This window comes from Sphingobium sp. EP60837, from assembly GCF_001658005.1.
Lineage (GTDB): Bacteria > Pseudomonadota > Alphaproteobacteria > Sphingomonadales > Sphingomonadaceae > Sphingobium > Sphingobium tyrosinilyticum.
On record NZ_CP015988.1, the window covers coordinates 132,244 to 150,588 of the forward strand.

Sequence of the window (18,345 nt, forward strand, 5' to 3'; positions counted from 1 at the left end):
TCCGCACGGCGCTGTCACAGACGGTAAATAGGAATATCAGGAGAAGATGAAATGACCCAGTTGAGCGACATCGTTGCAGTCGGTTCCGGGCATAATGGCCTTATTGCGGCAGCCTATTGTGCCAAGGCGGGGAAAAAGGTCACTGTTCTTGAACGCAACAACTGGTTTGGCGGCGGCTGCGTTTCCCGCGAACTGACCGTGCCTGGGTTTACGCACGACCAGCATTCGATGTCGCATATTTTTATTCAGGCGAACCCGCTTCTGAAAAATGACGAGCTGGGCTTGCTGAGCAAATATGGGCTGAAATATGTCTATCCCGATTCCCCAATGTTTTCGGTGTTCGAAGACGGGACGACGCTGGGCCAATACAGGGATCGCAACCGGACCGCTGCCGATATTGCAAAATTCTCGACGAAGGACGCAGACGCCTATCTGAAGCTGGCGGCCAAGGCGGCTGAGCTGTTGCCGATGTTTGTGTCGCAGCTGTTCGTGCCGCCTATGCCGAACGGTGCAATAAGCGCCATGATGGACCAGAGCCGCGAAGGCCGGGAGCTTGGGCGACTGCTCCAGATGTCCAGTCATGACCTGCTTTGTGACACGTTCGAGCATGACAAGGTTCGCATGCATTTTGCCCGCGTTGCAGGCGAGGCGCTGGTGTCCCCTGATGAAAAGGCCACGGCAATCGGAATCTTCGTCTTTGTTGGTTTCATGGAAGCGACCGGAATCGGCGTGCCGGTTGGTGGGAGCGGGCAGCTGACCCGTGCGCTGATCGATTGCATCCGTGACCATGGCGGGGAAGTGCTGAGCGACGTCGACGTAACCAAGGTCCGGACGTCTAACGGTCGCGCGACGTCCGTCGCGGCAGCTGACGGCCGGGAATGGCAAGCGCGAGAGGCGGTCATCGGTGCGTTCCATCCGCACGTGCTTGGCGACATCGTCGAGGGTGTCGACCCCTATGTGGATAGAACGGCCAAAGAAACCCATGTCAGCCACACCGGCTGCATTACGCTCCACGCATCTCTCAGCGAGCCGCTTCGCTTCCGTGCCGGGGCGGACATACAGGGGGCGATGATCGAACTTCTGCCCAATAATTACGACACCCTGCGCAAATCTTTCGACTGTCTCCGGTACGGCGACTTGGTCAGCCATCCTCTCATTGGCGTTGGCATGCTGACCCAATTCGATCCGAGCCGTGTTCCCCCGGGCAAGAGCATTCTTCACAGTTGGGATTATGCGCCCTACGAGCGGCCGGACGGCAGGAGCTGGGACGAGGCGAAGGAGGAATATGGCCAGCGCATGATCGCATATATGCAAAAATATTTCGAGAATTTGAACGAGGACACGATCCTGGGAATCCATATCGACAGCCCCGTCGATATGTACCGCACTTCGCCCTCCTTCTATCGGGGCGACCTGCACGGCATCGCTGAGACGAGCTATCAGCGCGGATCCTGGCGTCCGACGGCGGAGCTTGGAAATTACAAGGTGCCCGGAATAGAGGGGCTCTATCTCGTGGGTCCGTTCCAAGCGCCCGGTGGCGGTGTATATGGTGCTGGTCGTGCAACGGCGATCAAGATGTTCGACGACATGGGCATCGATATGGATAAGGTGATCGACAAATGAAATTGTTCAGCGCGGATAAGAGTGAGCTGATGAATGTTTCCGCAATAGAACGCGACGGAAACGATCTGGTCATCAAAGGAAAGGTTTTCGGCGCGATGCCGATGGTCGCGCGCCTGACGCCTGAGCAGGCTCGCTCGGCCTTCAAGCTTGTCGACCTCAAGCTCATATTCTTTGTTTTGACCCTCCCCTTCCGAAAATGAAGGTAATCTGTCCGGACATTTATATGGACCAATAAGCCACCCTGAAAAGAGTGGCTTTTTTGTAACGCTATTTCTGAAAATCCTCGCGCAGCGACCAATGACTTGACCGGACATGTTGGTGTGCAGTATCTGGCCATCAATAGGCAAAAGCGCCGGATTATCATGGGGGGATTCGAGATGGGCACCAAGGTGCGAGCATTTCTGCTGACGGCAACTTCAATCATGGCCTTCGCTGGTGTCAGCAACGTCGCAGCCCAGAATAGTTCAAAGCTGGAAAAAGATGCGCCCGAAGGCCTGGCGGACATCGTCGTGACCGCTCAGAAGCGCAGCGAAAATGTTCAGGATGTTCCGGTTGCAATCACAGCCTTTTCCGGCGAGGCAATCACGCAGCGCGGCATAACCGGCGTCCAGCAGCTAGGCGCCCTGTCGCCTGGCGTCAATCTCGACGAAACATCGCCTTTCTCAGGTTCGTACAATGTGTTGGCCGCTTCCATCCGCGGCGTGGGCCAGGATGACTTCGCGCTGAATGTCGATCCTGGAGTAGGCGTCTATGTGGACGGCGTCTATCTGGCGCGCACAGTGGGCGCAAACCAGGATCTCATGGACGTCGAGCGGATCGAGATCCTCAAGGGCCCTCAGGGCACACTTTTTGGTCGCAATAGTATTGGCGGCGCCATCAGCATCGTGACCACGCGACCCAAGGATGAGTTTTCCGGTCAGGCGAAGGTCACTCTGGGTAGCCGGAACCGACGGGATTTTCAGGCATTCCTGAACGTTCCTCTCACCGAGAGGGTGCTTTCCACTCTCTCTGCATCCAGCAGGCAGCAGGATGGGTTCCAGAAGCGTATCCCCTTCCCGGGGCTGGCAAATTATTACAGCGATCCCTTTGTCTGGCAGCATGCTGGCAATGACCGGAGCGATGAGGCCCAAGGCGGAAAGAATCTTTTCAGTATCCGCGGAAAGCTTCTTTTGCTGCCTGCTGACGATCTCGAAATCACCGTGTCGGCAGACTGGGCGCATGAAGATTCTCCATCGACGGCTGCCACCGTCCTGGCGACGGATGGGTCTCCAAGCGCGTTTCTTGCGAACATCTACAACACATGCATTTCCAATTCTGCCGCTGCGCTCGCCGGAATGGGTCTTGGCGCTGTGTGTGGGCCGCGGGCGATGGTGGGAACGGGCCTTGCTGGAGCCAATGTCCCGGGATCGACAACGGGTCCACGGTTGCCATGGGGCGATCTGTCTGTCGCCAACACGGGCAATATCGACACCACCTATGCCAATGGTCTGAATTTCACCAAAATCGACAGCTATGGCGGTTCGGTGACCGTCGATTATGATCTTGGCACCGAGATCTCGCTCAAATCGATCACCGCCTATCGTGAGCTGCACTGGAAGGCCGGCATGGATAATGACGGTTCGATCCTGCAGATGAATGAGCCCAGCTTCCCGATCGACGAATGGCAGTTCTCCCAGGAGCTTCAAGCCACCGGCAAGCTGTTCGACGGGTCAGTCGATTACGCGACAGGCCTCTACTATTTCAAGGAAAAGGGCACGACCAGCAACTATGTGGTGCTTGGCCAGGGGCTGCTGCAGGCGGCGCCATCCTTGGGTTATGAGGACAGCGCTGAAATTGGCGCGGAATCCTATGCCGCCTATGCGCATGTCAACTGGAAGCTGTCGGATCGGCTGGGCCTGACCCTTGGCGCGCGCTATACCCGGGAAAGCAAAACGATCGAAGGCAATCAGGCGGACCTCAATTATTTCGGTCTCAAATTCGCCTGTGGGTCGCCGCCGTTCGACCCCGGCTGTGTCGCTGCGGCGGGATATCCTGTCCCGACGATGCCCGAGCGTCTCTTCCCCGAGGGCCGATACAAGCTGAATTACACTGTGTTCACGCCACGGATCGGCGCCGAATATCATGTGACGAATGATGTCATGGCCTATGCCAGCTATTCGCGGGGTTTCAAGGCCGGAGGCTTCAACGAGCGTCTGACGGCCGCCGCTTTGGATGCGCCAAGCTTCAAGCCCGAGCGAAACGATGCCTATGAGGGTGGCATCAAGGCCGAGTTGTTCAATCGCCGGCTGAGGCTGAATGTCGCTGGTTTCATCCAGGATTATAAGAATATTCAGCTGCTGCTGACCTTGCAGGGTGCCGCGTCGCCGCTATTCGGAAATTCTGGGGATGCGAAGATCAAGGGCTTCGAGGTTGAAGCGACGGCGCTGGTGGCCAAGGGCCTGACTATTTCGTCGGGGTTGTCTCATGTTGACGCGCGTTACACGCGTGTGGAATCCAACGCGGAGATCGGTATCGACACGAGGCTTCCGAAAACGCCGAGCTGGAAGTTCTTCGTGAGCCCGAATTTCGAGCATAGCTTGCCCGGTGGCGGAAAGATCCGGATTGGCGGCGACTACACCCACACGACCAGCCTTTTCAATGATGTTGCGAACAATCCGATCGTGGCCAGGGCGCCCACCGATATTGTGAACGGGCAGGTGACCTACACGCTGCCCAGCGGCGCGGTGGACATCACCGTGGGCGGTCGCAACCTCACCGACGAGCGCTACAAGATTTCCGGTTTTATCAACTTGGCAGCGGGCGCGGTCGGAGCAAACTATTCCGCGCCGCGCGAATGGTTCGCCAGCGTCGCCGCGCGTTTCTGATCATACTGAAGGGGGGGGTAGCGGCCGGGCGGACCGGCCGCGAGTGCTGCACTTTGCTATATGTATGGACATGTGTTCGAAAAATATTCGACCACATATTCATACCGGCAGGATTTCGCGGTTGTAGCTGCTGAAAGCCTGTTCAACCGTAGCAGAATATCAACATGGCCGAACAACTTGTGATGCCTGGCCACCGCAGAGGAAGGTTCCGATTGACCAGCAAAGGTTGAGGCAATCGGCTCCTGTCCTCTGCGTTCGATCGAGTGGATGCGGCGACGGGCCGGCCACCAGAAATCATTCATTGCGGGAGGAAATGAAAAGATGAACTCCAAGTCAGCATGGGTCCACCTTGGCGCCGCGCTCATTGCACTCGCAGCCGCGGAAACGGCAAATGCCCAGTCTTCGCAGACAACGGACACAGACATCGTCGTGACTGCGCAGAAGCGCGAACAGAGCTTGCAGGATGTGGGCATCTCCATCGCCGCCTTTGGCGGGGAGATGCTGAAGGATATGGGCATCAGCAACGCGCAGCAGCTTCAGGTCGCGGTGCCGGGGTTACGGATGGAATCACCGGGTGGGCCAGCTGCCACCACCTTCACGGTGCGTGGCGTCGGGCAGCGCGATATATCCGACCATAATGAAGCCGCCGTGTTGCTGTATAATGATGGCGTCTATGTGAGCTGGATCGGCGCGGCCGGTGCTCCGCTGTTCGATGTGAAGCGCGTGGAAGTCCTTAAAGGGCCGCAGGGCACACTTTTCGGCCGGAACTCGACCGGTGGCGTGATCAGCATCATCAACAACAAGCCGGAGCGCGAATTTGGCGGCTATGTGAAGGCGCATGTGGGAAGCTACAGCCAGTATGGCGTTGAAGGGGCACTTAACGTGCCCATAAGCGATGCGCTGGCGGCTCGTATTTCGTTCAGCACCGATCGTCATGACGGTTATTACGAGAACAGCCTTGGCAAGGACTTGCAAGAGAGCGAGAATTACAATGTCCGCGCGCAGCTTCGCTTCCGCCCGAACGATGATGTCGATCTCAATCTGCAGGCGCGGATCACTCGCTTCGAGCCTGCTTTAACGCAAGGCGTGCAGTCCAAGCCGCTGATTGTCGATGGCAATGGCGACATCCGCAATCCGGTCAGCAGAGATGAATTCGTTTCTTACTGCAATGCGACCTTTCCTGCGGCGGGCGCCTTTGGCTACCAGCTGGCGCCCATCGGCAGCGAGGTGAATGGTAACTGCTTCGCGGCAGGCAGTGCCGATCCCTACAAGGGACGCTGGCTCCAGCCGAAATATTACAACCGCTATGAAGATTATTCCGGCACTCTCAATGTCAACCTGACGGATGGGCTGTCTGCGACCATCATCAGCTCCTACCAGCTGCTGGAAAAACAATATCAGGCTGACGACAGTGTCGGGGCGTTCCCGCGTCTTTTCTTCTTCGACAACCAGACATCGGGCAGCCAGTTCACGCAGGAGATGCGGATCCAGGGTGAGGGTTCCCAATATCATTGGGTGCTGGGAGGTTATTATTTCTGGCGCGTGGACGATGTTTACACGTCACTGGATTTCTATAACAATCCTGCTCTCGGCGTGCAGATCGGCTCCAGTTTCCGTTCCAAATCGGAATCGTCGGCAATCTTCTTCCAGGGCGACTATTCGCCCGTCGACCAGGTGACCATCACGCTGGGAGGCCGTTACGGAACCGACGCAAAGCGCATCGACAATATGCCCTTCTGCGATCCCAATCCCGCTTTTACCGGAGCGGTCGTACCCGGATTCAATCAGTGCCAGCTGCTCGGGACATTCGTTTTCCCGCAGAGCTTGCAGTTCCATGGCCGGTATCGCGCGGCTTTTGAAAATAACGACTATGCTTTGAAGGCCCAGGTCGATGTCCGTCCCGTTGAAAATGTACTGATCTATGCCGGCTTCAACCGGGGCATAAAGGCAGGCGGATTCAACGCTGGCGCCGCCCAGTTCTATGCTTTGTCCGATGTTTATTATAAGCCGGAAACGCTATATGCCTATGAAATCGGTTTCAAAACCGAGCCCATGCGCGGTCTCACCTTCAACGGTGCCGGCTTCTATTACGACTATAAGAATTATCAGACCTTTGTTCTCAATCAGGGTGCATTCCAGACACTGAACGTCAATGCAACCGTCAAGGGTGCCGAAGCTGACCTGACCTGGCAACCGGTCGGCGGGCTGAGCCTGCGTGCGAGCGCCACATATCTCGACACGCGGCAGAAGGATGTTCCCTACAAGGGCGGCTTTGCCGATTTCGTAATGCCCAGCTCGCCCAAATGGTCGCTCGCTGGTTTTGCCAGGTACGAGATCCCGGAGAGCGATGCCGGCACCTTCGCCCTGCAAGGAGATGTTTCCTATACCGCCAAGCGCAGCACGAACGCGGTGGATTATCCAGGTCTTCGGCTGGGGGCCTATACTTTGGTAAACCTGCGCGCTTCCTTCACTTCCGCTGACGGGGACTGGGAAGGCGCGGTGTTCGTCAATAACGTGACGGACAAGGCTTACACGCTGATCCGCAGCGGGGTCGAAGGGCTGACGGGCGGAACGACAGATACCTATGCCCGGCCGCGGTGGTTCGGTGCGAGCCTCCAATATAATTTCTGAGCCTCCCCATGCGGGCCCCTCAATGACGAGGGGCCCGTCTTTTTTCAGATCCTCATGCGGAATGATCAGGTCAAGGTGGAGCCATGTGGTATCCGCGCGCCAACGGTCGTTCCAACCGCTGACAGCGTCTGGCGCAGGTGGCTTTCAAGTCCAGATATCTGGGGCCGACCCTTTCAAAGCCAGAGCATATCTCGTCCGAAGCCGCGGAGATACTCATGACCCGATTATTTTCCCCTCAGGCGCTGCATGCTGCCGCACGCGGCGCGCTGAGATTGTCCGATTTTGGGATCTTTTGGACCGGCATCGAGCGCATTTCTTTGCCCGGCGGCACGGGCCTGCGGGGCCAGAGCTGCGTTGAGTATTTCATTCCCGAGAAGCTGACAGAGAAATATCCTATCGTCTTTTTGCATGGTGGCGGTCAGGCAACAGACTTTTTGAGCACAGCGGACGGACGACCTGGCTGGGTCCACCACTTCGTCCGCGAGGGCTATGCCGTCTATCTGGTCAATCAGCCCGGAACGGGGCGATCAAGTGGTGCGCCTGACTTGAACGGCCCCTTCGCGCCCAGCAACAGCTATGAGTCGACCGTTGCGATGCTGGTCGCGCCTGAACTGGTGCCCTCAAACTACCCGCAGGCACAGCTGCATACCCAGTGGCCCGGCAAGCCCGAAATAGGGGATCCGGCAACGGATGCCTTTGTTGCTTCAGGCGAGCCATTCAAGCTCAATCCGATCCAGGCCCAGGAAGACGTTGTTCGTGGCGTAAAGGAACTGTTGGACCATACCGGTCCCGCCATTCTCGTCACCTGCTCGGCCGGAGCTATTCCGGGATGGCTCATCGTCGACCGCGCACCCGACAAGGTAGCTGCCATCGTTGCGGTGGAACCCTTTGGCCCCCCAGTAGATGGCATCGGGCCGATGCAGTTGCCATGGGGAGTCACGGCCTCTCGCATGGCCTATGATCCTCCAGCAGAGGATGCAGCCGAGCTTCATTTCGTTCTGAACGATCCGCCATCTCCTGATCGCGTCGCGTGCAAGCTCCAAGTCGAGCCGGCGCGCCAACTTGTCAATCTGCGCAATATCCCCATCGGAATTTTTACATCGGAAGCGTCCTGGATGGTCCTCGACAACCATGGCACCGCGGCTTTTCTCCAGCAGGCAGGTTGTGATGTCGATCACGTCTACTTCGCGGATCGCGGCGTTCGCGGTAACGGCCATCTTCCAATGCTGGAACGCAATAGCGATGAAGCGGCCGCATGTCTGACCGAATGGATTCGGGCGAAGCTTTCGGCCGCGTAATCGCTCGGACAGTCGCAAGCCCAGCAGTGCGATCTTCCCGGGGCGATTTACAAGAGCGAACGCGCTGCCTGAGCGGCTTGTGGTGACTGGCGAATGGCGGATTGGGGTCCAGCGGGTTCGCCTGTACTGCGGGGAAGCGACCTGTCCGAACAGGTGGTAGCCGTTCCAAGCTTCTTGACTGCCCAGTTTTGCTATGCCAGCACGCCGGCGCTGGTTGACATGTCCGGTCCTGTTGATACTGTATCTGACAAGTTCGATGGGTGAACGTCGAACCATTCAGGTGGAGGATTGACATGAAAAGAACCGGAAGGGTTTCGTTGGCTGCGCTCGTCATGGGCATCCTGGCACATGACAATTCGGCGTTCGCTCAGTCGGGGCCGGGCGCACCTGACGCCGCTGACCAACAGCAAGAAAAAGCTTCAGCGATCGGTCAATTGACCGACATCATCGTGACGGCTCAATTCAAGTCGGAGAATGTCCAGAAGGCGCCTCTGGCTATCACGGCCGTCAATGCCGAGATGCTTGAGGCGAGGAGCCAGAGCAGCGTCACGGACGTGGCGAACCGCGCGCCGAGCGTTCAGCTGAGCACCGGCGGCCAAGGCGGAGGATCGCAAACCGCGGCCGTCGCCATTCGCGGCATCGGAACAAACGACTTCCAGTTTCCTGTGGAACCTGGCGTGGGCATTTATATCGACGACGTCTATTACGGGATATCGTTCGGTTCGTCGTTCGACCTGGTTGACCTTGATCGGGTCGAGATATTGCGTGGCCCTCAGGGAACGCTGTCGGGCAAGAACTCGATCGGCGGTTCGATCAAGCTGTTTTCCCGCGCTCCAGGACCAGATCCGGATGCCTATGTCGAGGGCACTTATGGGTCGTTCAATCGCCTATCGGTGAAGGCGGCGTCGAACTTCACTCTGGTGCCAGAAAGGCTCTATGCACGCTTCACCGGCATGGCCCGTCATGTCGCAGGCTATATGAAGCGATATGATTATGGTTGCGTTACTGGACGCAATGCGCCCGGCGGCAACTTCGCGCCCGGAGCTGGGAACTGCAAGATCGGGACCGAGGGTGGTCAAGAAGTCTATGCGGTCAGGGGGGCGTTGCGCTGGATCGCATCCGATCGCATCGAGGACCATCTCGTTGTCGACTTCACGCAGGATCGTTCGGAAGCCTCTCCGGCAAAGCTCCTTTTGCAGCACGATTTCGGGAACGGAAACAATTATATAACTGGTCCCAAGGATTATACCAGTTACGCAAATTACACGGGCCATCCCGGTACGGCCGACCAGTTCACGGTGCCGGCGATCAGTCATTTGAAGAGCTGGGGAATTGCAAACACGCTGGATGTTCGCCTGAATGAGAGCCTCTCCCTGAAGTCGATCACGGCATTTCGGAAATCCTCGGGCCAGAACGCGTGGGATGGTGATGCATCGCCCGAATCCGTGTTCAATAATTTCAATGTCTTCACGCACAAGCAGTTTACGCAGGAACTGCGGCTTTCTACGTCTTTGGGCTCACTCGTGGATGCGACCTTGGGGGGCTATTATTATGATGCCGACAGCACATTGGGTGGACGGATCGATGTCGAGGCTGCGGGGCTGGAGTTCGCGTTCGACGATCCGTTCAAGCAGACGTCCAAGTCGGGTTTTCTCCATGTCGTCGTTCATCCCAGCAGCCGTTTGAATATTACTGGCGGGATACGCTACACGAAGGAGGATAAGGACTATACCTTCACGCGGTTCAGCCCCATCCCGGGGCAGCCGACCAGTCCCTTCGTCGCGCCCCTCGACGGCGTACAGCGCAGTTTTTCCGGAAGCCGCTGGGACTACCGGATCGCAATCGACTATGAAATCGCCGATGATATCCGTCCTTACGCGCAGGTTGCGACCGGCTTCAAAGGCGGCGGCATCAATCCACGGCCCTTCTTCGTTTCGCAGGCGGTTACCTTCGGCCAGGAAAAGGTGACTTCATATGAAATCGGGCTCAAGACCATGCTCCTCGACCGTCGACTGCGGTTGAACGGTGCGATCTATCAGACCGACTATAAGGACTATCAGGCGCAGCTGCTTTTCTGTCCTGACCTGTCTCCGCCGGGCCTTGGTAACAACTGCGCCGCCACGCAAAATGTCGCGGATGCCAAGATTCACGGGTTCGAGGTCGAAGGGGAATTTCAGCCAGTTGATGGCCTGTCGATCGACGGCTCAGTCAGCTATGTCGATTTCAAATTCCGCAACATCGATCCGGCCAGCGGCCTGACCGCGAATACGAGGCCTCAATTCTCTCCCAAATGGAAATATGCGATCGGCGCGCAGTATCGTGCCGATCTGGGCGGGCATGGATCGCTGACACCCCGACTGGACTGGGCCTATCGCTCCTCCATCGAAAGCAACGCCATAAACAGCACGCCTGGCTTCATGATGGGGCATGTGAACGCGGTGGGGCTTCTCAATGCCCGGCTGACCTATCGGAGTCCGGATGAGGACTGGGAAGCTTCGCTGGCTGTGACGAACGTCACCGACAAATTCTACTATATCAATAAATATGACCGCGAGGCCGGGTTCAATACTGTGTTTGGTCAGCCTGGCAGGCCGCGTGAATGGATGGTCAGCATCAAAAGGAAATTCTGAACCCGTCGTTGGCCGGAGCCTGGTCTCCGGCCAGTTTGCCGTTCAGCGCACGATTTTACAGACCCCCGATGAAAGATCGTTTACGGATGACCCAGCCGATAGCTTATGACTTTCAGAACAAGTGCGTGCTTGTCATAGGCGGCACGAGTGGGATCGGCTGGGCCACCGCGAAGGCTTTTGCCAGGGCCGGGGCGAAAGTTGCGGTCGCGGGACTTCTGGACCGCGGCGGCCTGGAAACAGAGCTGCTCGATTCAGGAGCGCAGGATGCGTTCGTCATGGCATTGGACGTTCGTTTCGAGGAACAGGTTGCTGCTTGCTGCGATCAGATCGCGGCTCGTTTTGGCGGAATCGATGTGGGTTTGAATTTCGCAGGGACGGAGGGACCATTTGGCGGCATCGAAGCGATGGATCAGGCCGATTTTGACCGCGTCATCTCGATCAATCTTCGCGGCGTATGGCTAGGGATGAAACACCTGATCCGGCATATGCTCGTGACGGGCGGCGGCGTGATCATCAATATGTCGTCGAGTGCCGGGATCAAGGCGATTCCCAATGTCACAGTCTACTCGGCCAGCAAGCATGGAATCATCGGACTTACGAAGGGCGGAGCGCTTGAGCATGCAGCTGCCGGCATCCGTATCAATGCAATTGCTCCTGGGCCGGTTGAAACGGGGCTGCTGTCCCGGATGGTCGATGGGCATATCTCCATTTCAGATATAGCAGCGGGCGTACCCATGAAACGGATCTCACAACCCGAAGAAATTGCCAATGTTGCGTTATGGCTAGCATCCGATGGGGCATCGTTCGTCAATGGCGAAACCATCGTAGTCGATGGCGGCATGACACAGCTCTAAGTCCCCAGCATGGAACCCCAAGAGAGAGTAAGATTGCTTGCCCTTGGGGTGAAGAGGCTCAATAAAGAACCAGGAATCGAGCGTCTAAACTGACACGCGGGAGAGCGTCTTCTGGTGTGGTCGGATCTTCGAAGGCGGTATGCGCCGCCCATTGAGGTTGATTCTGGTCCGTATCCCACATTTTTAAGATCAGCGCCTCATCCGCGCGCATTTGCGGGAAATACGCCCAACGCTGTTCGGGGTTGAAACGGACACCGAGGCCCGTGCGGGGGAGGAGAGGCTCACCAGGGCGGGTCCCCACGCCAGTCGGGATCAGGTCACGCTCGAACACGGTTCTTGCATCGCACACCGCGAGCGGGAAAGATTCCACAGTCGCAAGCGGTTTCCAACGTTATAGGCACCCCAATGTTGGGTCAGCCAATATTCTACCTCTTCCGGCGGCATGACTTGCGTCATACTATATTCGTATGTCGCCTGGTCGTGATCGACATGAACGTTAGTGGCCGGGCCCAGATTCTCGTCATTGGCGCTTTCGCGCATATCTCTGGCAAGCGATGCGAACATGATCACCTGCCGGGCAGCGAGCTTTTGGGCTAGCAGCCATTCCGCCTCGGGCTTGAAGATGGTCTGAACTGCTGCCTTGTCCAAAACATCTTGGAGACTTGTTTCAAATTGAACGAGCTCGAAGCCGCTTGTTTCTAATTGCGGGGGCACGTCGTAAAGTCGGGCATTCTTGATGTTAACCACATGAGGTTCCAACTTAATCGTCGTTGCTGCATAATCTACCAGATAGACGATCGGGTGATTTTCTTGTGGCACGGTGAACGCAGTTCCGCCTTTACGGCCTTGGTAGTGTGGGTATCGTCTTGGTAGCGCTTTGCTCTGGAACCGTTCATCTTTTGCTCTCCAAATTTTCGAAGGCTCGCTCGCGCCTCGATGACGGGTGCAGCTACTCGCGAAATTATTTCAACATGTCCAGACATGTCAAATAAGTTGCGCCTGGGAGCTAACCGCGTTGCCTATCTGAACGCTGAAGTGATAGCGTTTGTGTTACAATATTCCCGCATCTCATGAATTTGGCCGTCAGCGATCACGAACAGAAAATGATAGATGTTTGAATAGGTTCTTCCATTCGTCAGCTCGGCCCGCCCCGAAGCTGCGATTGCGACCCGGTTCTGCTCCGCAGTTATTCCCAAGATGTTCTGTTGAAACGGTGATGCTAGCAGCGTCCGAAAAGCCTCGAGTTGCATGCGAAGTTGTGTTTTTGAAGAAGCTGTTCCGTCACCGCCCTTGATGCACGCATCGTCTGAGATGAGATCGAAAGCAGCGTCGATACCGCCTGCCTTGACGTGATCGAGAAAAGTCAGTGCGATCTGTTTGGTCGATATGGGTGATGGGCTAGACATTGACAGCTCTCCTTTGCTTCAGATATGTGCGGATAAGTTCTACGTCTAATGGGCGGCGTCAAGCTGCCAGGCACAAGTTGGAGAGCGTAACTTATGGAGTCGAAGTGGTTGCCAGTGAGTGTCTCACTGTTGCTGACTGCGACCCCGACGGCCGTATTAGGTGCGGCAGGTGATGCGGTCCTCATCGATAGCTAGGATACGGTTCATTCGTTTAAGATCGAGCACGACACTGCCCGTCATCGCTGGCGCTGCACCCCCATAACCAAGATTGCGGCCCGTTGAGATGGCGTAGAGAGGGATGCGGTACCGGTTGGCGATGCGGACAACCGCCTGCACCTCCTCAACATTGGAGGGAGCGACTGCCGCAGACGCGAGACGCTCAGCCGGTTGATCCTTTAAGGGCGAATAATCATCGCGGTATAGTGCGACATCCTCATCATTGTAGAACACCCATTGCGCCTCGACTGTAGCCCTGAACTGCTCAAGCGCCGCACTAAAGTCCAGCTCCGAAACCCCGTCGGGAAGATTACTCATGTGATGATGCCCCGGCCCCGGTGTCACCTCTGCAGTCGCGATCGTTCGCCCGCCTGCCGTGCGTCGCACTCGTGCCCATTATGACCCCGACTGAAAAATATGAGCGACAATCTTCGCCCGCTCCTGCGCATTAGCAATGCCAGGAAACATTGATGACGGAAGCGCTGCCTTCGCGCGCTGTACCGCCTGCCATAGCCTGTCGGCCACGAAAAAGACGATCGGGCCCAGCCTTCCGCTCTTGCTGGACGTAAGGCTGGCACTCTGGCCGGCTACAATTCTTCTTCCGCTATGCGATGTCCCTGCTTTTCGTCGACGCCGATTTGCCTGGAGCTGAACTGCTCGGCCGGCAATGGCTGGTTGCACAGGGGGGAGAGATGATCGTCTATCGCCATGACATCGGGCGAGCTTGGTACGGTCATCTGCATCGTAAATGGGACGGGGAGTAAGCAGGCTGGCGGGTATTACGACGCGAAATGCCTATTTCTGCATCGCAATGCTGACTCGATCGCATCGCTCCAAGACATTGACGGTCGATACCAACAAGCTGGCGATGGATGGGACAGAACTGTGTCGGTGGATGATAGGGCCGGCACATTCGGTGCTTCCAGCAGGAGTAATCGTATGAAGTATTTGGCAACTATTCTGCTGTCCAGCGTGCTCGTTGGTGCTGCCCGGTGCAATCGAGGACGGGTGGCCGGAACAGGGCCACGCCCAGCGGGCAGGCTGTATTCGGACGCTGGTGTGCAGCCTGTCACGCAGCTGGCATGCCGGGAACCAGTGCAATTCAGATCAAATATGAGGGGCAAAGGCCTGCTCGTATAGAGGATTGGCCTGATCTCTCGTCAGAGATCACAGGTCTGGTCGTGCGCAAGGGCGTTGGCGCAATGCCGCGGTTTCGAAAGACGGAAATCACCGATCCTGAACTCACGGCATTGTCCGCCTATCTCGGTTCACCCCACAACAGGAAAGCGGCCGCGCGCCCTTGAGTGACTAGGTGCAGTGCACTGAAGGCACTGGCCGTCAAATCCTTTCGACCGCCAAGGCGAGGCCCATGCCCACGCCGATGCACAGCGTTGCCATACCACGCTTCCCACCGGTCTTTTCCAGTTGATGCACTAGCGTCATTGCAATCCGCGCGCCCGACATGCCCAGTGGATGGCCGAGTGCAATCGCGCCACCGTTGGGATTCACATGCGCCGCATCGTCGGGCAGGCCAAGGCGTCGCATCACTGCGATGCCCTGGCTGGCAAAGGCTTCGTTGAGTTCGATCGCGTCGAAATCATCGATGCCGAGGTTAAGACGTGCCAGCAACTTCTGTGTCGCTGGCAAGGGGCCGATGCCCATCACGCGCGGTTCAACCCCGACCGATGCCATTCCCAGAATGCGGGCGCGCGGGATGAGGCTATGGGCTTTCGCCGCCGCCTCGTTGGCGACGATCATAGCCGCTGCGCCGTCATTGATACCCGACGCATTGCCCGCCGTGACAGTGCCCTCTGGCCCGAACAGCGGCTTAAGATTCTGCAACGCCTCGATACTCGAGTCGGCGCGAGGATGCTCGTCCATGCTCACCTGCAGCGTCTCGCCGCGCTTCTGGCCGGGTACGGCGACGGGGATGATCTCCTCGGCAAAGAAGCCTCTTGCCCGCGCGGCGGCAGCCCGCTGCTGGCTACGAAGGGCGAATGCATCCTGGTCAGCACGGCTGATGCCATATTGTTGAGCGACATTCTCGCCGGTACGCGGCATGGTTTCCGTGCCGTAGAGCGCATCGAGTGCCGGGTTGACGAAGCGCCAGCCCATTGTCGTGTCCTCGATCTTATGATTTCGGCCGAAGGCGCCGTCCGCCTTGCCCATGACGAAGGGCGCACGGGTCATGCTTTCTACCCCGCCGGCGATTGCTATCGCCATCTCATCGGATCGGACAGCTCGCGCTGCCGTTCCTACAGCTTCCAGTCCCGATGCGCACAAGCGGTTAAGCGTTACCCCCGGGACGGTATGCGGTAGACCTGCGAGCAGCAGACTCATGCGCGCAACATTGCGATTATCTTCCCCGGATTGGTTGGCGCACCCGTAAAAGACCTCCTCAATGAGTGCCGGATCCAGCCCCGGGTTGCGTGCCAATAAAGCTTTCATTGGCAGGGCACCTAAATCATCCGCTCGGATATTGGCCAAAATACCGCCGTACCGGCCAATCGGCGTGCGTACGGCGTCGCAAATAAAAGCGTCGGTCATCAATCAATCCTAATGATTGTCAGGCACATTCCGTTTTTCCGGCAGGGGTAAGCGGCACACCCGTCAGTCTGCGCAGTTCTTCGATCGATACGCCTTCCACCATCTCAATCACCTCTGCACCCCGCGGACCAACCGCGAAAACGGCAAGATCGGTATAGATGCGCGACACGCAGCGAAGGCCAGTCAGCGGATAGCTGCACGCCTCGACGAGCTTGCTCTCATTCTGCTTAGTCAAGAGATCCATCATCACGAACGTCTGCTTGGCGCCGATGGCAAGGTCCATCGCTCCGCCCACGGCCGGGATCGCACCTGGTTCCCCTGTATGCCAATTGGCAAGGTCGCCTTTCACTGACACCTGGAACGCACCAAGGACGCAGATGTCGAGATGGCCGCCTCGCATCATCGCGAAGCTGTCCCCATGGTGGAAGAAGGAGCCGCCGGCGAGCAGAGTGACCGCCTGCTTGCCTGCGTTGATCAACTCCCAATCCTCGTCGCCCGGCGCGGGCGCAGGTCCCATGCCCAGCAGGCCATTCTCACTCTGAAGGAAAATGTCGCGATCGACGGGGAGGTAATTGGCGATCCTTGTCGGCAGGCCAATTCCAAGGTTGACATAGGCGCCTTCTGGGATGTCGCTAGCCACGCGTGCGGCCATCTGCTCACGGGTCAGTCGGTTCATGCTCGTCTCCCGGTCACGCGGCAGTGGAGAGGGCGGGGGCGATTTCAACTATACGCTGGACGAAGATACCTGGCGTCACGATGGCTTCCGGATCCATTTCGCCTAACGGCGCGATCCGAGACACTTGCGCGATCGTCGTCCTGGCAGCCATCGCCATAATCGGGCCGAAGTTGCGAGCGGTCTTGCGATAAACAAGATTGCCCCAGCGATCCCCCTCATGCGCCTTGATTAGGGCGAAATCGGCGTGGATAGGGTATTCCAGCACATGCTCCCTGCCGTCGATCTGGCGGGTTTCCTTGCCTTCCGCCAGCAAGGTTCCGTAGCCTGTAGGTGTGAAGATTGCGCCCAGACCAGCACCGGCAGCCTGAATGCGGGCAGCAAGATTACCCTGCGGAACCAGTTCCAGCTCAATCTGTCCTGAACGATAAGCCGTATCAAAATGATGCGAGTCTGACTGCCGTGGGAAGGAGCAGATGATCTTCTTCACCCGGCCTTCGCGGATCAGCGCAGCAAGGCCCTCTTCGCCATTGCCGGCGTTATTGTTGATGATCGTCAGGTCACCGACCCCGCTCGCGATTAGTGCGTTGATCAGCTGATCAGGCATTCCAGCCGTACCGAAGCCTCCGATCATGACCGATGCCCCGTTCGGAATGTCGGATACAGCTGCCTCCGCGCTGACTCTTTCCTTGTCGATCACGCGACTCCTCCTCTCGGTCCGAACTACCGCCGTGTCGGCGCGACCGACTATTGCGTCAACCGATAAACGTTATATTGTCCGGTTATCGGTTAGTAAAATTGGAGCGCACAGTGTTGGATGCAGACGGCGATCCGGAGTTTATGACGTCGCTAGCAAAGGGATTGGCAGTTTTGCGCTGCTTTGCTGACGCGCAGACACCTATGACCATTGCGCAAGCCGCGAAAATGACAGCGTTGAGCCGCCCCTCCGTTAAGCGCTGCCTGCATACGTTGGTGCGGCTAGGATATGCGGCGCTGGACGGCACACGTTACACGCTTCGGCCCAAAGCGCTGGCCTTGGGTTATGCATACCTGTCGTCCAGCCCTCTGGCGATTCGCGCTCAGCCGATGCTCGATCAGTTGCGCGACGAGCTTCACGAAAGCTGCTCGGTTGGCGTGCTCGAAGAAGATGAGGTCTATTATGTCGCGCGCGCGGAGATCTCGCGGATCATGTCGATTGCTCTGCGAGCGGGAAGCCGCCTGCCCCTTTATTGTACGTCCATGGGGCGGATATTGCTGGCTGCGCAGGATCGGCAGAGCCAGATCAGCTATCTTAGGCGAACCAGGCTGATTGCCCGGACTGATTACACATGCACTCAGCCTTCCGACCTTCTGGAGATACTGGCGAGCGTCGCTGAGGAAGGCTATGCGATCGTCGACCAGGAATTGGAAGTTGGGCTTCGCTCCGTCTCTGTTCCAATCCTAGGTCGCCGTGGCGTTGTAGCCGCGCTCAACATCGGAACTCAGGCGGCTCGCGTGCCGGTGACTGAATTGAGGACGCGCTATCTCCCTGCGCTACGTCGCATCGCGCAGGAGCTGACGGCTGTAGGGTTTGGGTGAAAGCGGACTTCAGCTTCGCACGAGC

At 57.6% G+C, this 18,345-nt stretch carries 15 protein-coding genes and 1 pseudogene; 10 read left to right on the forward strand and 6 right to left on the reverse strand.

Annotation, left to right across the window (positions count from 1 at the left end; genetic code table 11):
- Positions 1 to 51 precede the first annotated feature (51 nt).
- The 7 genes from EP837_RS18645 (at position 52) to EP837_RS18675 (ending at position 11,900) form a co-directional block, all read left to right on the forward strand.
- Entirely contained in the window at positions 52 to 1,623 is a 1,572-nt protein-coding gene (locus tag EP837_RS18645) for a phytoene desaturase family protein (RefSeq protein ID WP_066532044.1), read from the forward strand.
- Positions 1,620 to 1,823 (forward strand): hypothetical protein, encoded by a 204-nt coding sequence (locus EP837_RS18650; RefSeq protein WP_066532046.1) that lies wholly within the window; start codon positions 1,620 to 1,622, stop codon positions 1,821 to 1,823. Before EP837_RS18645 ends, EP837_RS18650 begins: the two co-directional genes overlap by 4 nt.
- Positions 1,824 to 1,985: 162 nt before the next feature.
- On the forward strand, positions 1,986 to 4,487 hold the full coding sequence (locus tag EP837_RS18655; protein ID WP_156518760.1) for a TonB-dependent receptor: 2,502 nt from the start codon (positions 1,986 to 1,988) through the stop codon (positions 4,485 to 4,487).
- A gap of 321 nt (positions 4,488 to 4,808) precedes the next feature.
- Positions 4,809 to 7,118 carry a TonB-dependent receptor gene (locus EP837_RS18660; protein WP_066532049.1) on the forward strand — a complete coding sequence of 770 codons (2,310 nt, stop codon included), beginning with the start codon at positions 4,809 to 4,811 and terminating at the stop codon, positions 7,116 to 7,118.
- 215 nt (positions 7,119 to 7,333) lie between these two features.
- Positions 7,334 to 8,416 carry an alpha/beta hydrolase gene (locus EP837_RS18665; protein ID WP_066532052.1) on the forward strand — a complete coding sequence of 361 codons (1,083 nt, stop codon included), beginning with the start codon at positions 7,334 to 7,336 and terminating at the stop codon, positions 8,414 to 8,416.
- A gap of 293 nt (positions 8,417 to 8,709) precedes the next feature.
- The gene (locus EP837_RS18670) at positions 8,710 to 11,046 is read left to right on the forward strand and encodes a TonB-dependent receptor (RefSeq protein WP_066532060.1); all 2,337 of its coding nucleotides are present in this window, start codon (positions 8,710 to 8,712) and stop codon (positions 11,044 to 11,046) included.
- Positions 11,016 to 11,900 (forward strand): SDR family NAD(P)-dependent oxidoreductase, encoded by an 885-nt coding sequence (locus tag EP837_RS18675; RefSeq protein WP_082919852.1) that lies wholly within the window; start codon positions 11,016 to 11,018, stop codon positions 11,898 to 11,900. The genes EP837_RS18670 and EP837_RS18675 overlap by 31 nt, the downstream gene beginning before the upstream one ends.
- A gap of 58 nt (positions 11,901 to 11,958) precedes the next feature.
- Here EP837_RS18675 and EP837_RS18685 read toward each other — a convergent pair.
- The 3 genes and pseudogenes from EP837_RS18685 to EP837_RS18695 all read right to left on the reverse strand — a co-directional run bounded on the left by EP837_RS18685 (position 11,959) and on the right by EP837_RS18695 (position 13,840).
- Positions 11,959 to 12,719: pseudogene (locus EP837_RS18685) on the reverse strand (CmcJ/NvfI family oxidoreductase).
- Between the two features lie 200 nt (positions 12,720 to 12,919).
- Positions 12,920 to 13,306, reverse strand: a complete 387-nt coding sequence (locus EP837_RS18690) for a nuclear transport factor 2 family protein (RefSeq protein ID WP_066532069.1) — start codon at positions 13,304 to 13,306, stop codon at positions 12,920 to 12,922.
- 156 nt (positions 13,307 to 13,462) lie between these two features.
- Positions 13,463 to 13,840 (reverse strand): FAD-binding oxidoreductase, encoded by a 378-nt coding sequence (locus tag EP837_RS18695; protein ID WP_066532071.1) that lies wholly within the window; start codon positions 13,838 to 13,840, stop codon positions 13,463 to 13,465.
- 293 nt (positions 13,841 to 14,133) lie between these two features.
- On the opposite strand from EP837_RS18695, the gene EP837_RS21185 reads away from it, so the two are divergent.
- A complete protein-coding gene (locus tag EP837_RS21185; RefSeq protein WP_156518763.1) occupies positions 14,134 to 14,286 on the forward strand; it encodes a hypothetical protein in 153 nt (50 codons plus the stop codon).
- 318 nt (positions 14,287 to 14,604) lie between these two features.
- A complete protein-coding gene (locus EP837_RS20760) occupies positions 14,605 to 14,826 on the forward strand; it encodes a c-type cytochrome (RefSeq protein WP_237234903.1) in 222 nt (73 codons plus the stop codon).
- A 34-nt stretch (positions 14,827 to 14,860) separates the two neighbouring features.
- On the opposite strand, the gene pcaF is transcribed toward EP837_RS20760, so the two are convergent.
- From pcaF to EP837_RS18710, 3 genes are read right to left on the reverse strand one after another with little or no spacing between them, the layout of a single operon-like run.
- Positions 14,861 to 16,069, reverse strand: a complete 1,209-nt coding sequence (gene pcaF / locus EP837_RS18700; protein WP_066532073.1) for a 3-oxoadipyl-CoA thiolase — start codon at positions 16,067 to 16,069, stop codon at positions 14,861 to 14,863.
- Positions 16,070 to 16,088: 19 nt separating this feature from the next.
- A complete protein-coding gene (locus EP837_RS18705) occupies positions 16,089 to 16,745 on the reverse strand; it encodes a 3-oxoacid CoA-transferase subunit B (protein WP_066532074.1) in 657 nt (218 codons plus the stop codon).
- A 13-nt stretch (positions 16,746 to 16,758) separates the two neighbouring features.
- Entirely contained in the window at positions 16,759 to 17,442 is a 684-nt protein-coding gene (locus EP837_RS18710) for a 3-oxoacid CoA-transferase subunit A (RefSeq protein WP_066532075.1), read from the reverse strand.
- 140 nt (positions 17,443 to 17,582) lie between these two features.
- Here EP837_RS18710 and EP837_RS18715 point away from each other — a divergent pair, with 140 nt between their 5' ends.
- On the forward strand, positions 17,583 to 18,320 hold the full coding sequence (locus EP837_RS18715) for an IclR family transcriptional regulator domain-containing protein (protein WP_066532366.1): 738 nt from the start codon (positions 17,583 to 17,585) through the stop codon (positions 18,318 to 18,320).
- Positions 18,321 to 18,345: the final 25 nt, after the last annotated feature.

Bases quoted from the DNA above. Each gene is read 5' to 3' on its own strand.
- EP837_RS18645 (WP_066532044.1), top strand. From the start codon at position 52: ATGACCCAGTTGAGCGACATCGTTGCAGTCGGTTCCGGGCATAATGGC.
- EP837_RS18650 (WP_066532046.1), top strand. From the start codon at position 1,620: ATGAAATTGTTCAGCGCGGATAAGAGTGAGCTGATGAATGTTTCCGCA.
- EP837_RS18655 (WP_156518760.1), top strand. From the start codon at position 1,986: ATGGGGGGATTCGAGATGGGCACCAAGGTGCGAGCATTTCTGCTGACG.
- EP837_RS18660 (WP_066532049.1), top strand. From the start codon at position 4,809: ATGAACTCCAAGTCAGCATGGGTCCACCTTGGCGCCGCGCTCATTGCA.
- EP837_RS18665 (WP_066532052.1), top strand. From the start codon at position 7,334: ATGACCCGATTATTTTCCCCTCAGGCGCTGCATGCTGCCGCACGCGGC.
- EP837_RS18670 (WP_066532060.1), top strand. From the start codon at position 8,710: ATGAAAAGAACCGGAAGGGTTTCGTTGGCTGCGCTCGTCATGGGCATC.
- EP837_RS18675 (WP_082919852.1), top strand. From the start codon at position 11,016: ATGGATGGTCAGCATCAAAAGGAAATTCTGAACCCGTCGTTGGCCGGA.
- EP837_RS18690 (WP_066532069.1), bottom strand. From the start codon at position 13,306: ATGTCTAGCCCATCACCCATATCGACCAAACAGATCGCACTGACTTTT.
- EP837_RS18695 (WP_066532071.1), bottom strand. From the start codon at position 13,840: ATGAGTAATCTTCCCGACGGGGTTTCGGAGCTGGACTTTAGTGCGGCG.
- EP837_RS21185 (WP_156518763.1), top strand. From the start codon at position 14,134: ATGTCCCTGCTTTTCGTCGACGCCGATTTGCCTGGAGCTGAACTGCTC.
- EP837_RS20760 (WP_237234903.1), top strand. From the start codon at position 14,605: ATGCCGGGAACCAGTGCAATTCAGATCAAATATGAGGGGCAAAGGCCT.
- pcaF (WP_066532073.1), bottom strand. From the start codon at position 16,069: ATGACCGACGCTTTTATTTGCGACGCCGTACGCACGCCGATTGGCCGG.
- EP837_RS18705 (WP_066532074.1), bottom strand. From the start codon at position 16,745: ATGAACCGACTGACCCGTGAGCAGATGGCCGCACGCGTGGCTAGCGAC.
- EP837_RS18715 (WP_066532366.1), top strand. From the start codon at position 17,583: ATGACGTCGCTAGCAAAGGGATTGGCAGTTTTGCGCTGCTTTGCTGAC.